Annotated in this window: 13 protein-coding genes and 1 pseudogene; 7 read left to right on the forward strand and 7 right to left on the reverse strand. The window is 73.3% G+C overall.

All coding sequences use genetic code 11. From position 1 onward, the window contains the following. Window positions 1–165: 165 nt before the first annotated feature. Window positions 166–639, forward strand: coding sequence for a gamma-glutamylcyclotransferase family protein (locus JN350_RS18140; RefSeq protein WP_240347423.1), 474 nt, complete (start codon window positions 166–168; stop codon window positions 637–639). Here the strand turns inward: JN350_RS18140 and JN350_RS18145 are convergent. Genes JN350_RS18145 through JN350_RS18155 form a run of 3 tightly spaced genes read right to left on the reverse strand, consistent with a single transcriptional unit; the run spans window position 615 to window position 5,463 of the window. Continuing rightward, the gene (locus tag JN350_RS18145) at window positions 615–1,649 is read right to left on the reverse strand and encodes an NAD-dependent epimerase/dehydratase family protein (protein ID WP_205463072.1); all 1,035 of its coding nucleotides are present in this window, start codon (window positions 1,647–1,649) and stop codon (window positions 615–617) included. The two genes, JN350_RS18140 and JN350_RS18145, sit on opposite strands and share 25 nt — an antisense overlap. Continuing rightward, window positions 1,646–4,360, reverse strand: coding sequence for an alpha/beta fold hydrolase (locus tag JN350_RS18150; protein WP_240347424.1), 2,715 nt, complete (start codon window positions 4,358–4,360; stop codon window positions 1,646–1,648). The genes JN350_RS18145 and JN350_RS18150 overlap by 4 nt, the downstream gene beginning before the upstream one ends. Continuing rightward, complete coding sequence (locus tag JN350_RS18155; RefSeq protein ID WP_240347756.1) at window positions 4,357–5,463, reverse strand: 3-oxoacyl-ACP synthase III; 1,107 nt, start codon at window positions 5,461–5,463, stop codon at window positions 4,357–4,359. Before JN350_RS18155 ends, JN350_RS18150 begins: the two co-directional genes overlap by 4 nt. A 107-nt stretch (window positions 5,464–5,570) precedes the next feature. Here JN350_RS18155 and JN350_RS18160 point away from each other — a divergent pair, with 107 nt between their 5' ends. Continuing rightward, window positions 5,571–5,747 (forward strand): hypothetical protein, encoded by a 177-nt coding sequence (locus JN350_RS18160; protein WP_205463074.1) that lies wholly within the window; start codon window positions 5,571–5,573, stop codon window positions 5,745–5,747. Window positions 5,748–5,817: 70 nt separating this feature from the next. On the opposite strand, the gene JN350_RS18165 is transcribed toward JN350_RS18160, so the two are convergent. Beyond that, window positions 5,818–7,011 (reverse strand): RimK family alpha-L-glutamate ligase, encoded by a 1,194-nt coding sequence (locus tag JN350_RS18165; protein ID WP_205463075.1) that lies wholly within the window; start codon window positions 7,009–7,011, stop codon window positions 5,818–5,820. Window positions 7,012–7,098: 87 nt separating this feature from the next. Between JN350_RS18165 and JN350_RS18170 the strand changes: the two genes are divergently transcribed. Then, a complete protein-coding gene (locus JN350_RS18170) occupies window positions 7,099–7,581 on the forward strand; it encodes an ATP-dependent zinc protease family protein (protein ID WP_205463076.1) in 483 nt (160 codons plus the stop codon). 118 nt (window positions 7,582–7,699) lie between these two features. Here the strand turns inward: JN350_RS18170 and JN350_RS18175 are convergent, their stop codons facing one another. Next, a complete protein-coding gene (locus JN350_RS18175) occupies window positions 7,700–8,503 on the reverse strand; it encodes an alpha/beta hydrolase (RefSeq protein ID WP_205463077.1) in 804 nt (267 codons plus the stop codon). A gap of 207 nt (window positions 8,504–8,710) precedes the next feature. Next, the gene (locus tag JN350_RS18180; protein ID WP_205463078.1) at window positions 8,711–9,271 is read right to left on the reverse strand and encodes a TetR/AcrR family transcriptional regulator; all 561 of its coding nucleotides are present in this window, start codon (window positions 9,269–9,271) and stop codon (window positions 8,711–8,713) included. 23 nt (window positions 9,272–9,294) lie between these two features. Here JN350_RS18180 and JN350_RS18185 point away from each other — a divergent pair, with 23 nt between their 5' ends. Beyond that, window positions 9,295–10,551, forward strand: coding sequence for an MFS transporter (locus tag JN350_RS18185; protein ID WP_205463079.1), 1,257 nt, complete (start codon window positions 9,295–9,297; stop codon window positions 10,549–10,551). On the opposite strand, the gene JN350_RS18190 is transcribed toward JN350_RS18185, so the two are convergent. Then, window positions 10,457–10,795 (reverse strand): YciI family protein, encoded by a 339-nt coding sequence (locus JN350_RS18190; protein WP_205463080.1) that lies wholly within the window; start codon window positions 10,793–10,795, stop codon window positions 10,457–10,459. The two genes, JN350_RS18185 and JN350_RS18190, sit on opposite strands and share 95 nt — an antisense overlap. Before the next feature lie 147 nt (window positions 10,796–10,942). Here JN350_RS18190 and JN350_RS18195 point away from each other — a divergent pair, with 147 nt between their 5' ends. From JN350_RS18195 to JN350_RS18205, 3 genes and pseudogenes are all read left to right on the forward strand, one after another. Continuing rightward, window positions 10,943–11,617, forward strand: a complete 675-nt coding sequence (locus JN350_RS18195) for a peroxiredoxin-like family protein (protein ID WP_205463081.1) — start codon at window positions 10,943–10,945, stop codon at window positions 11,615–11,617. A gap of 10 nt (window positions 11,618–11,627) precedes the next feature. Then, a complete protein-coding gene (locus JN350_RS18200) occupies window positions 11,628–12,902 on the forward strand; it encodes a sensor histidine kinase (protein WP_240347425.1) in 1,275 nt (424 codons plus the stop codon). After that, window positions 12,884–13,562: pseudogene (locus JN350_RS18205) on the forward strand (response regulator). Before JN350_RS18200 ends, JN350_RS18205 begins: the two are co-directional and overlap by 19 nt. Window positions 13,563–13,868 lie beyond the last annotated feature (306 nt).

Genomic DNA, 13,868 nt, shown 5'->3' on the forward strand with positions numbered 1-13,868 from the left:
AGGCCCGGATCACCTGCGCCGATCGGCGCACGTGGTCCGGGCCTCCCGTCCGCTACCCTCGCGACGTGAAGCGTCTCTCCCCGGCCAGCGCTGGGTCATCGGTCTCGGCGCGTTCGCGCTCGTCTGTCTCGTCGTCGGCATCATCGCGATCGCCGTCGGCGCCGGTTGGGGATCCTCCTCGTCGTCGCCGGACTGCTGCACCTCGGCCTCACCGGCGTCACCGGCGCACTCGTGTGGACGTCGACCCCGACGATCGGTCCGAAGCCGATCCGACGCTCCGCAGCGTGGCCCGGCACCACGCACCGGGTGTTCTCGTACGGCACGCTGCGGCAGCCGCTCGTGCAGGAGTCGCTGTTCGGCGAACACGTCCCCACCACCCCGGACACGCTGCCCGGCTGGCGACTCGACTGGGTGACGATCACCGACCCCGAGGTCATCCGGGCGAGTGGCTCGGACCGCCACCCGATCCTCCGCCGGGGCGCAGCGGGCGACGTCGTCGACGGCGTGGCCCTGACCCTGGGCCACGAGTGGCACCTGCGTGCCGTCGACGCCTACGAGGTGTCGGACTACCAGCGCATCCGGGTCGAGCTCACCTCGGGTCTGTCGGCCTGGGTCTACGTGGCGGCCGACGAGGTCTGAGCCGCTGCCGAGACTCGTTCGCGTGTGCGCGAGACTCGGGTGCCGTCCGCCGCCGCCAAGCGCGCGAGGCCCTCGTCGATCGACACCGACGGGGCCCACTGCAGATCGGCACGGGTACGGCGCTGGTCGAACCAGTGCGCCGTCGAGAGCTGCTCGGCGAGGAACCGCGTCATCGGCGGCTCGTCCTGCCCCGGACGCACCCGCCACACGGCCTCGACCAGCGACCCCGCGGCCCGTGCGACCGCTGCCGGCACGTGCCACCGCGGTGCCGCGACCCCCGAGGCCGCGCAGATCCCGGCGAGCAGGTCCGCGACGGGCCGGGGCTCGCCGTTCGTGACGACGTAGGCGTTGCCGTGCACGTCGTCGTCCGCAGCGTGCCCGAGCGCCGCGACCATGGCGGACGCTGCGTTGTCGACGTACAGGGTGTCGATCAGGGCGGCACCGGAGTCGAGCAACGGCAGTCGCCCGGACCGTGCCCGTTCGACGATGCGGCCGATCAACTGCGTGTCCCCCGGGCCCCACACCAGGTGCGGCCGGATGGCGACGACAGCGAACCCGGGGGCGTCGGCCTCGAGCGCGAGGAGTTCGGCCGCGGCCTTCGTGCGGGCGTAGTCGCCGCGCGCGTGCTGCGGTTCGGCGGCACCGGCCCCGGCGCCGACGAGCGACGACCCGGTGTGCGCGACCGACGGTGACGAGACGAACACGAACCGCTGGACACCGGCACGCCGCGCGGCGTCGACGAGCGCTCGGGTGCCGTCGACGTTCACGCGGACGAAGTCGGCCGGGTCACCCGCCAGGGAGACCTTGGCGGCGAGGTGCACCACGGCGTCGACCCCGTCGACCGCGCGGGCCACCGCCGCGGCGTCGGTCATCGAACCGGCGACGTCCTGCACGCCGTTGACGCCGGACGGCCGTCGCTGGAACGTGCGGACCTCGTGCCCAGCGTCCCGCACGGCAGCGGCCGTCGCCTGTCCGAGGAAGCCGCTCGCCCCGGTGACCAGGACCGTCACGGGCGGGCCATCCGTCCACCGGACAGCACCGAGGTCGCCCAGCGGGACAGCCGGGCGCGGTCGACCTTCGAGTTGTGCCGGATGTCGGTCGGCAGCACGGGGACCGTCAGCACGGCAGCGAGCGGGACCCCGGCCGCGGCCCGGACCGAAGCAGCCAACGCCGGCGGAGCCAGGGCAGGCCGTCGGGCACGTCGCCTGCCGGTGGTCTCGACGACGGCCACGACCTGTTGCGTGCCGCGCGGGCCGATCCCCGCGACGCCGGCACGGCCGACCCCGGGTACGCCCTCGATGCGTTGCTCCGGTCCGACCGGGGTGACGACGCCGTGCGGGGTGGTGAGTACGTGCTGCATCCGCCCCTCGACCCAGAGCCGCCCGGAGGCGTCCAGGTGTCCGACGTCGCCGGTGCGGTGTCCGCGCGGGTCCTCGACACCGAGGCGCGCGACGCGGTTCGTCCGCCAGAGGCGGTCGTACCGGTCGCGCACGTGCGGTGCCGCGACGACGATCTCGCCGGTGACGCCCGCCGCGTCGGTGAGCGCACCGGTCGCAGCACCCGCGGTGTCGAGCGGCGCGATCCGCACCCGGACGTTCGCCGCCGGGAACCCGACGCAGATGCCCTCGTCGTCCGAGGCCGCCGCCGAACGGACGCCGTCCAGGTCGACGTCGGTCATGAGCAGCCCCTCGGTCATGCCGTAGGGGGTGTGCGCACTCGCGTTCGGCATCAGCTCGGTCGCAGCTGTCAGCAACGCCGCCGACACCGGGGCACCCGCCGACAGGAACAACCGGACGCTCGCGAGCGCTGCACGGTCGGCGTCGGTCAGCTCCGACGCCGTCGCCACGACGTTCGCCAACGCCGCCGGCGACAGGAACACCACGGTCGCGTCGGCCGCGGCCACCGACGCCGCGACGGCGCGCGCCGTCAGGGTGCGGGGCGCGGTGACGTCCATGTCCGGCGCCACCGACCGGGCCCCGAGGGCCGGGCCGAGCAGCGCGAAGGGCGCGAAGCCCGCGACGAGGCCGGTGCCGACACCGATGTGGTACTGGGCCGCCAGCACGTCGCGGACGGCACCGAGCTGTCCGTGCGTGTAGACGACGCCCTTCGCCGGTCCGGTCGACCCGGAGGTGAACAGGATCGCGGCCGGGGCGTCGGGCGCCGGCACCGTGGGCAGCACGGAACCGTGCGCCAGCCGACGGGCACCCCGCCGGGCGACGTCGACGAGCGTGTGCTCGACGCGCAGTGCACGCCGTGCGGGCGCGGGCAGCAGGACGGTCGCGATGCGCCGCCCCGGCCAGCCGAGTGCACGAGCGGCTCCGAGTCCGGGCAGCGCACCGATGATCCAGTCCGGCCGGGCTCCCCGCACCGCACGGGTCAGGCCACGCAGACCGAGTCCGGCGTCCGCCACCACGACGACCGCGCCGATCCGCACGCAGGCGTACAGGACGGCCGTCAGGTCGGCTCCCGGCGTGACGAGGAGCGAGACACGGTCACCGCTCCGGACACCGAGCTCGTCCAGCCCGGCGGCGATCTCGTCCACCCGACGTGCGAGCAGGCGCCACGTGATCGTGCGGGGACCGCCGGCCGCGGCCATCTCGACCAGGGCGGGCTCGTCGCTGTCGCGCAGGTCCTCGAGCGCGGCGCCGAGCGGGCGGCTCACGCTGCTCGTGTGCTGCACTCCGGCCGGGAGGCCCGTGGTGACCGACGCAGGCACGTGTCCGTCCGGCAGGCGGTCGCCGATCCAGTCGAACACCGCGCCCGCCACGTCGGCGTCGTCGGGCAGCAGGTGGCCGGCACCCTCGAACCGGTGCACGTCGGCCTGTGGCAGCCGCTCGGACAGGTCGTCGAGGTAGCGCTCCAGGAACACCGGGTCGCGGGGACCCCAGAGCAGCAGCGCCGGGACGTCGAGCGCAGCGACCCCGGCCGCGATCCGGTCGAGCTCCGGCGCACTCCGGTGCCGGGCGTCGACGGGGATGTCCGCCACGAACCCGCCGATGCCACCACGACGTGCCGCACCGCGGTAGGGGGCACGGTAGCCGTCGGCCACGGCGCGGTCGAGCTTCGGGTGCGCGATGCCGAGTGTCGTCTCGAGGAACGCCGGCGTCACGACGGTCGCACGGCCGAGCAGCCCCGGCCCCAGGGCGAGCCGCAGCGGCGCCGGGATCGGGGCGTCGTCGGGCTGGTGCACGGCGGTGTTGCACGTCATCACGGCAGCCAGGACACCGGGGTGGTCGACCGCCCAGCCGAGCGACACCACGCCGCCCCAGTCGTGGCCGAGGGTGACGACCGGGCCGGTCAGCCCGAGTTCGTCGGTCAGGGCTCCGAGGTCTGCGACGCGCTGCGGCAGCCCCCGTTCCACCCCGGTGCGCTCCGAGAAGCCCATGTCGAGCTGGTCGACGGCGACCACGCGCCAGGCCGGGCCACCGGCCCGTGCGACCTCGAGCGAGGTGCGGAGCACCGACCGCCACAGGTACGACCACGTGGGGTTGCCGTGCACGCACAGGATGGTGCCGACCGGTTCCACGCCGAGCGCGGCCAGGGACCCGGCCGTGTCGAGGAGGTGCCAGGTGCGCGCGGCGCGATCTGTTCCTCTTGTCCGCTCTGCAGACCACGCGGGGACCGTGACCAGGCGCGACCAGGCCGGGTCGAGTCCGGGCAGGGAGGGCGGCTGCGTCGCCGGAGCCGTGCTCGCGGCGACGCGGGGCAGCCGGGACCTCACCAGTGCAGTTCCATCATCGCCGTGTTGATGCCGGAACCGACGCCGCCCAGGAACACGCGGTCACCGCGACGGATGCCGCCGGACTCGACCTCGTCGGCCAGGGTGATCGGGATCGACGCCGGGCCGACGTTGCCGAAGCGCTGGTAGGTGGTGGGGACCTTGTCGCGCGGGATGCCGATGGCCTCGACGAACGCGTTGGTGTGCACGTCGGAGACCTGGTGCAGCACGTAGCGGTCCATGTCGGCCCAGTCGAAGTGGGCGCGGGCCTCGGTCCAGGCCGCGACGACGAGCTCCATGCCGCCCTTGAGCAGCATCTTGGCGTCCGTGAACATGCCGTCCACGCTGCCGACGCACAGGTCGTACCACTGGGTCGCCGCGCGGGTGACGCCGCCGACGATCCGGTGGCCTTCGGGGTGCAGGTCCGCCGGGCCGAGCACGGCGGCCGCGGCGCCGGACCCGAGGGTCAGGCTCGCGAACTCGCTCATGAAGTCCTTGCGGTTCCGGCCACCCTGGTTCAGGCGGTCGATGGTGTTGAGCTGCACCTGGTCGGCGTCCTCGCCGTCGACGACGAGCGCGTACTTGATCTGCCCGGAGTCGATCATGCCCGCGGCGACGCTCATCGCGTTGACGAATCCCAGGCACGCGTTCGCGATGTCGAAGTTGATCGCGGACGACGGCAGACCGAGCCCGTGGTGCAGGCGCACGGCGACCGACGGCTCGAGGTGCGGACGGGTCACCGAGGTGTTGATGAGCAGCCCGATCTCGTCCGGACGCACCCCCGCCTCGGCCATGGCACGACGGCCGGCGTCGATGGCGGCGTCCTGGAAGGTCTGGCCCTCACCCCAGTTGCGGCGCTCGATCACACCGGCGACCCGCTCGAGCAGTCCCATCGGCAGACGGAGGCGGCGGAGCACGCCGCGCAGCCGCGCTTCGATGTCCGCAGAGGTCGTCACGCGTTCGGCGGTCGTCGTCGCCACGGACAGCAGCGAGACGTTGTGGTGCTTCGCCGTGGCGTTGCCGGGCTGCTCGGGTTCGCTGCTCGGCGTCCGTTCACTGCCTGCACGTTCACCGCTCGCTGCCCGGTCGACCGGCCGTTCCGTCATGATCGTCACCGATACATACTTCCCCATCCGGGCTGTGTGTGCGATCCGGATACGCCGAATCGCACCCGCCGCGCCGCAACGTACTGCACATCGAGCTCGACTCGCCCTTGCACGACGGCAGCCACGACCTCGAGATTGTGGTCGAGGACAAGGCCGGCAACGAACCTGACCACTGCGCCGAGCTCGGCGGTTGGCTCGTCGCAGCGCTGAGTGCTCTCGGCCTGGGTGTCGTCCTGCGGCTGCTCGGGCGTCGCCGCCGCGAACGCGACGTGCGCGGCGACTGAACCGAGGCCAGAGACGGAAGGCCCGGCTCGCGCTCCCCTCGCGGGGGACGCGGGCCGGGCCTCCCGTCCGTCAGCTCTCCGACTGGAGCGGCTCCTTGGGAAGCTTCCGCAGCTTCGCCCGACGCTTCCGGCGTTCGGGGATCATGGAGCGCATCTCCTCGAGTTTGCCGAAGCACAGCAGGCGGTCGCCGGGTTCGAGAGCGACGCCGCTGCGCGGGTTCGGGATGACGTTCGAGCCGCGGTGCAGGGTGAGCACCGTGATGTCGCGGTCCCAGAGTCCGGACTCCTTGATGGTCTTGCCGACCAGATCGGCGTTCGTGTGCACGAGGAGCTCGGCGACCCCGTACCCCGTCGACACCGACAGGCGCTGCCGGACGTCGATCTCCGGGAACGCGACCTGGTTCGCCATGAAGTCGATGATCGCGCCCGCGATGTCGAGACCGGTCGCGCGCTCGACTCCCTCGAGCCCCGGTGACGAGTTGACCTCCATCACCAGCGGCCCGTCGTTGCCCTCGAGCATGTCGACGCCCGCGACCTTGAGGCCCATGATCTGCGCCGAGCGCACGGCCACGGCCTCGTACTCGGGCGACAGCGTGACCTTCTCGACGGTGCCGCCGCGGTGCACGTTCGACCGGAACTCGTCGCCGGACGCCGTCCGGCGCATCGCGGCCACGACGCGGTCGCCGACGACGAGCGCACGGATGTCCCGGCCGCGGCTCTCCGAGATGAACGACTGGATCAGGACGTTCTGCTTGGTGGAGTGCAGGGTCTCGACGATCGACTCGGCGACCTTCGCCTCCGGTGCCAGGATCACGCCGATGCCCTGCGTGCCCTCGAGGAGCTTGATGACGACGGGCGCGCCACCGACCCGTTCGATCGCCCCGCGCACGTCGTTGCGGCCGGCCACGAAGGTCGTCGCCGGCATGCCGATGTCGTGTCGTGACAGGATCTGGTTCGCACGGAGCTTGTCGCGCGAGTTCGTGATGCCGTTCGCGGTGTTCGGCGTGTACACGTCCATCTGCTCGAACTGCCGCACGACGGCGGTGCCGTAGTAGGTGATCGAGTTGCCGATCCGGGGCAGCACTGCGTCGTAGTCGGACAGGAGCTTGCCGCGGTAGAGCAGGTCCGGGTCGTCGCCGGACAGGTCGATCGCGAAGCGCAGGGTGTTCAGGACCTTGACGTCGTGGCCGCGGTCGAGCGCTGCGGCACGGAGGCGCTGGGTCGAGTACGCCTGCGGGGCGCGGGACAGGATGGCGAGTTTCATCGAGGGGTTCTCCGCGGGGTGGGATCGACGGCGACGGTCCATCCAAGCACGCGAACACCGCTCTCGGGCGTACGACAAGATGGGGCCATGGCCCGTGCTCCGAAGTCCCCCGACGGCGGGCTCGTCGTCGCCGGCTGGCGCGAGTGGGCCGGCCTGCCGGACCTCGGCCTGCCGTGGATCAAGGTCAAGCTCGACACCGGTGCACGCAGCTCGGCACTGCACGCGTTCGACCTCGAGGAACTGCCCGGCGACCGGGTCCGGTTCTCGGTGCACCCCTGGCAGGACACCGATGCCGACGCCGTCACGATCGAGTGCGACGTGCACGACCGGCGCATCATCCGCAGCTCGACCGGGCACACCCAGGAGCGCATCGTCGTGCTCACCACGATCGCCCTGGCCGGGCGCGCGGTCGTGTCCGAGGTCACCCTGAGCAACCGCGACCAGATGGGGTTCCGGATGCTCGTCGGGCGCGAGGCCCTGCGGCAGGGCTTCCTCGTCGATCCTGCGAGGTCCTTCATGGCTGGTCGGGCGCCGAAGGAGATCCGGCGCCGCAACCGCGGGCGAGCCTGATCGCTGCTCGCCTCGCGGCACGGGCCGTGGACGCGACCGGTCGACGGTCTGGAGGCGCGGTGCGGGGCCGCCACGGGCCTCCCGTCCGTCTCGGCGACCGCCCATGGCGCGGGCTGGGTCAGCGACCGAGGTGACGGCCGAGGAAGGCGAGCTGCTGCGGCGCCAGGCGGCGCCAGTAGCCGTGCGTGTGGGCGCCGGGCTCGAAGCCCCCGGCGGGCGGCGTCGCGAAACCGTCGACGTAGGCGTGGGCCGCAGGAGCGAACCCGTCACCGTTGCCGCAGTCGACACGGACCGCGATGCCGTCCAGCGCGCGCTGCCGACCGAGGACGGTGTTCGCGCGGAAGTCGGCCGCGTCGTCGAAGGCTCCGCGCGCGGTGTCCGCAGCCGATGTCCAGAGCGCCGGGCTGATCGCCGACACCGCGCGGACGCGGGATGCACCGAGCACCCCGCCGAGCCGGAGCGCACCGAACCCGCCCATCGAGTACCCGGTCAGCGCGAGCCGGTCGGTGTCGAACCCGCGCCGTGCGATCCGGGGCAGGAACTCGTCGACCACCATCGCCGCAGGGTCGTCCCCGTCCGAGCGGTGGTGCCAGTACCGGTTGCCGCCGTCGATCGAGGCGATCGCGAAGGGCGCCCCACCGTCTGCGATGTGCGCCGCGAGGAACCGGTCCCAGCCGAGCTCCCGCCCGAAGAACGCCGCGTGGTCGTCGCCGTAGCCGTGCAGTGCGACGGCCACCGGCAGCGGGGTGTCCGACTCCGGAGCGGCGATGGTCCAGCCGACCGTGCGCCCCGCGCGGGCCGCCGACACAAAGGTGCCGGAGACCGAGGGGACCGGGTCGACGTCGGGGATCGTGCCGTCGGCACCGTTGAGCCCGAGCACGCGGTACATCGTCGACCGGCCGGGCAGGAGGTCGAGGTCCACCGCCTCGGCGGCTGCACCCGCGGCGACGATGCCGACTCCCCGATCAGCAGCGACCGACGGGTGATCGTCGACGCACGCGAACGGGTCATCCGAGGGGCACCGTTCCGTCAGAGGTCACGCGCTGCATGACGAGGGTCGAGGAGAGTCGCTGCACACCGGGCAAGATACCCAGCGTGGCGTCGGAGAACCCGGGACGCTGACAAGCGGTCAGGCTGCTGCGACGAGCGCGGCGGCGACCGTGCGCGCCGTCGCCGTGCCGACCGACGGATCGCGCAGACGCATCGCGAGGTACCCGGAGACGACGAGCAGCAGCTGGTCGGCCAGGGCGCCGGCGCGCTCGCCGACGACGGGTGCGGCACGTTCGGTCAACCGGCTCCGGAGCGCACCGGTCTCGCGGTCGAGCACCTCGTGCACCTCGGCGGGGGCGTCCGCGTACTCGGCAGCGGTCCCGAGGAACGCGCACCAACGCGAGCCGGCGGCGGTCGACCGGTAGTCGTCGAGCGCGTCGAACACCGCGAGCAGGCGCCCACGATCGTCCGGAGCGGCCTCGACCGCGCGGTCCCACGTGGCGAGCCAGTCGTCGTGCCGGCGGTCGAGGGCCGCGGCGACCAGGGCTTCCTTGCTCGCGTAGCCGCGGTAGAGCGTGGCGCTCGAGATCCCGGCGCGGTCGAGCACGGCGTCGATCGGGGTGGCGGCGATGCCGCACGTGAAGAAGAGCTCCTCGGCCGCGTCGAGCAGCCGCTGCTCGGTTCCTGGACGCATCGCCATGCAAGCACCCTAGGCTCTCAAAAGTGAAACGATCGTTTTCGTTACGACAGTGGGTCCTCCTCGGCAGCGGGCTGGCCCTGATCGCCGCGACGTACGGGCTGGTACGCCTGGCGTTCGGCCTCTTCCTGCCCGACGTCCAACGCGACCTCGGCCTGCGCCCGGACGCTGCTGGGTGGGTCTCCTCGGGGGCCTCGGCGATGTACTGCATCGGCGCGGTGGTCGGGTTCCTGGTCGCCGCACGCGTTCCCCGGGTGCTCGTCGCCGCAGCCGCCGCGGTCGCCGGGGTCGGTGCGCTCACGATGGCAGCGGCGCCGGGGCCGTGGCCCTTCGGGATCGCCGCCGTGGTCGCCTCCACCGGGGCCGGGCTCGCCTCCCCGGCCCTCGTGCAGCTCGTGTCACGCGTGGTGCCCGGTTCCGCGCAGGGAACGGCGCAGGCGGTCGTCAACTCGGGGACCGGTCCGGGGCTGGTCGCCGCCGGGGCGCTCGCACTCGTGCTCCTGCCGGACTGGCGGACGGCCTGGACGTGGTCCGGGGTCTTCGCGCTCGTCGTCGGCATCGTGCTGCTCACGGTGTCCCGTCGGAGCGGGTCCGGCGGCGACCGGCCAGCCGCACCGGGGACGGCGTGGTTCGCAGCACACCGACGGGTCATCGCGCTCGCGCTGCTCTTCGGCGCCGGGTCGGCGGTCGTGTGGACGTACGGCCGCTCCGCGCTGGTCGACGCGGGCGCGCCCGTCGTGGTGTCGGTGTCGGCGTGGATCGCGCTCGGGTTCGGCGGTGCTGCGGTCGCCGTGACGGCACGGTGGACGAGCGGACTCCGCGCACGGACGCTCTGGGCGCTGACCGCGGGCGCCGTGGCGGTGGCGGTCGTCGCACTCGGTACCGCGCCGCAGTCCACGGCGCTGGCAATGCTGGCGTGTGCGGTGTTCGGTTGGGGCTACACGGCCGCGACCGGCGCGTTGATCGCCTGGACGACCGAACTCGACGCTGCGCGGTCGTCGGCCGGGACGTCGATGCTCTTCGTCGCGCTCGTGCTCGGGCAGGCCGTGGGAGCGGCGGCAGCGGGAGCGCTCGTCAGTACGGCGGGCTACGCGGCGACGTTCCTGGTCGGGGCGGGCGTCACCGCGGCGAGCGCCGTGCCCGCCGCGGTCGGCAGGCGCGGAGGCCCTCCGCACGGTGACGCCGCCGTCACAGGAGCGGACGCAGCTCGATCTTCCGGTTGCACGCCTGCGACGCCTCGTACGCCACACGGAGCGCGGTCTCGGCGTCCGGCAGCTCCATGACCCAGAACCCCGCGACGAACTCGGAGCTGTCGGCCACCAGTCCGGGCGTGGTGTCCGAACCGCCACCGCGGGCGTCGACGACGGTGCCGTCGGCGGGCGCGGACACCCCGGCGGCGAACACGACGGCGTCACCCAGGCGTTCGTTCAGGGCGTCGACCGCAGTGGCCTCGGCCTCGGTGGCGGACTCCGTCCGACCGGCGGCGACGGCCTGCCCGTCGTCGAAGACGTTGACGAGGAACTGCACGGTGACTCCCCTGCTCGTTGGCGGGAGGCTACTCCCCGACCACCCGCTTCCGTGACGCTCCGTGACGGGCGACCGGACCGCGAACCCTGGGACGTGCCTACGCTCCCTCCGACGGCGACCCGGCCGCCCAGGACCACGGAGTACCCGATGCCCCACGACACCATCGCTCGTCGAGTCGACGAGTTCAACGCCGGCTTCACCGCGCAGATCGGCCCCGAGCTCAGCGCCGTGTTCGACCGGGAACAGGCCGACCTGCGTGCCGACGGCGTCCCCGACGGCGTCCTCGCCGTCGGGGACGACGCGCCGGATGCTCCGCTGCTGGACGCGACGGGCGCCGCCACCTCGCTGGGCGCCGCGCGTTCTGACACGCCGACCGTGCTGGTGTTCTACCGCGGCGCCTGGTGCCCGTACTGCAACCTCACGCTCCGCACCTACCAGCAGGAGCTGCTCCCCGCACTGCGGGGACGCGGGGCACGCCTCGTCGCCGTCTCGCCGCAGACCCCCGAGGGCACCGAGCTGTCGATCGCGAACGGCGAGCTGGCGTTCCCGGTCCTGTCCGACCCGGAGAACGTGCTCGCCGGTCGGTTCGGCGTCGTCACGGCACCGAGCCCGGAGGCTCGAGCAGCCCACACGGAGCTCGGGTTCGACGTCGCCGACAGCAACGCCGACAGAACCGCCGCGATCCCGTTCCCCTCGGTCTTCGTCATCGACGAACACGGTGTGGTCCGGTTCGTGGACGTGCACGTCGACTACACGACGCGCACCGAGGTCGCGACGGTCCTCGAGGCCCTCGACGGCCTGGACGAGGGCGGCACCCGCTAGCGTTCTCTGCATGGGGACGACGACGGAGTGGTCGCGGCTGCCCGTGGGGCGCCGCGAGCACCGGCAGGACGCCGTGCTCGCGCTCGTGCTCGCCGCGGGCCTGGCCGTCACCACGGTCCTGTACGGGTCGGCCGGGACCTACGGCGACGACCAGGCGGCCTGGTGGGTCTCGGCGCTGATGATCGTCGCGAACGCCGTCCCGATCGCGTTCCGCCGCCGGTTCCCGATGTCGGCCGCCGTGGTGTCCGCGCTGGCGTTCGCGGCCACGCAGCTGCTGCAGGTGCCCGAGGTGTTCCTGGTCAACTTCACCCTGTTCATCTCGCTGTACTCGGTCGGCGCGTGGTGCTCCGACCGGATGCGTGCCGAGGCGGTCCGGTGGGTCGTCATCGGCGGGATGTTCGCGTGGCTGTTCATCGCGATCTCGTTCGGGTGGGCGGTGCCGAACGCGCTGCCGAACGACGAGGGTTCCCTCATCCCGCCGTACATCGCGTACTCGCTGCTGAACATCGTGATCAACGTCATCTACTTCGGTGCCGCCTGGTACGCGGGCAACCGGGCGTGGGCCTCGGCGGTTGCCCGGCACCAGCTCGACGAACGCACCGCGGAGCTCGCGGCCGAACGGGAGCGCAGCGCCGCCCAGGCCGTGACGATCGAGCGCGTCCGGATCGCCCGCGAACTGCACGACGTCGTCGCCCACCACGTGTCCCTGATGGGCGTGCAGGCCGGCGCTGCCCGACGGGTCATCGACCGTGATCCCGCCCAGGCGACGGCGTCGCTCGGCGTGGTCGAGGAGAGCGCGCGCACGGCAGTGGAGGAGCTCCGGCGGATGCTCGGCACCCTGCGGTCGGCAGACGAACCGGGGGCCGGCGACCATGGTGTCGGGGACGCTCCGAGCACCGAGGGCATCGCACGCATCGCCGAGCTCGCCGAGTCCGCCAGGGTCGCCGGTCACCCGACGGAGTACGTGGTCGTGGGCGACGAGCGTCCCGTGCCGCCGACGGTCGCCGCCGTGGCGTACCGGATCGTGCAGGAGGCCGTGACGAACGTCCTCAAGCACGCCGGCCCCACCGCCCGCGCGGACGTCCGGCTCCGGTACCTCGACGACGGCGTCGAGGTCGAGGTCACCGACGACGGGCACGGCGACCGTGCTGCGCGGAACCCGTCGGGCAGCGGCCTCGGGCACATCGGCATGCGGGAGCGGGTCGCCGCGGTGGACGGACGGATCGAGATCGGGCCACGCGCCCGGGGAGGCTACCTGGTGCGGGCATGGCTGCCGACGACCTGACGATCGTGCTCGCGGACGACCAGGAGCTCGTGCGCGCCGGGTTCCGCGTGATCCTGGAGTCCGAGCCGGGGTTGCGGGTGATCGGCGAAGCCCCGACGGAGCCCGTGCGGTCGAGGCCGTCCGGACCCTGCGCCCCGACGTGGTGTGCCTCGACGTGCAGATGCCCGGCGTCGACGGGCTCGAGGCCGCTCGGCGGATCGCGGCGTTGCCGGACCCGCCGGCGGTGCTCATCCTGACGACGTTCGACAGCGACGACGCGCTCTTCCAGGCGCTCGAGGCGGGTGCCAGCGGCTTCCTGCTGAAGAACGCCTCCCCGAACGGCTGATCGACGCCGTCCGGACCGTCGCCGCCGGGGACGCCCTGCTCGCCCCCGACGTCACGCGCCGGGTGATCAGCCGGGCGACGGCGGCCCCGGCTGCGAGCGGCCGTGCCCCCGACCGCTCCGGCGACGCCGCCCTGGCAGCAGCCGGGCTCACCGAGCGCGAGACCGAGGTGCTCCGGCTGCTCGCCCGGGGGCTCAGCAACGCCGAGATCGCCGCCGAGCTGTACGTCGGTGACGCCACCGTGAAGACCCACGTGTCGAACGTGCTCCAGAAGCTCGCGCTGCGGGACCGGATCCAGGCCGTCGTCTGGGCGTTCGAGCACGGCGTCGCCGGCTGACCGAGGCCGACCGATCCGGCACCTGCAGGACAAGTCCGCACGGTGCCGCGCTCGCACCGTGCTCGCACCACGCCCGCACCGTGCGCCCTCGCTCACCCCGTGCGGCGTTGACCGCACCGTGCCCCGCCACGACGACGCACCGAGCAACCAGAGCCCCACCGGCCGAACAGCCCAGCACCGTGCCCGCCGCCCACCGCCCGCCGCCCACCGCCCGCTGCCCGCCGCGCCCGCCGGCTCCCCGTGCGGTGGAGCCGACCACCCGCCCGAGTCCCGCCGGATGGCGGAGGCGCCCCGGGCCTCCCGGCC

The sequence above is a fragment of the Curtobacterium sp. 24E2 genome, from assembly GCF_016925595.1.
In the GTDB taxonomy this organism is placed as follows: domain Bacteria; phylum Actinomycetota; class Actinomycetes; order Actinomycetales; family Microbacteriaceae; genus Curtobacterium.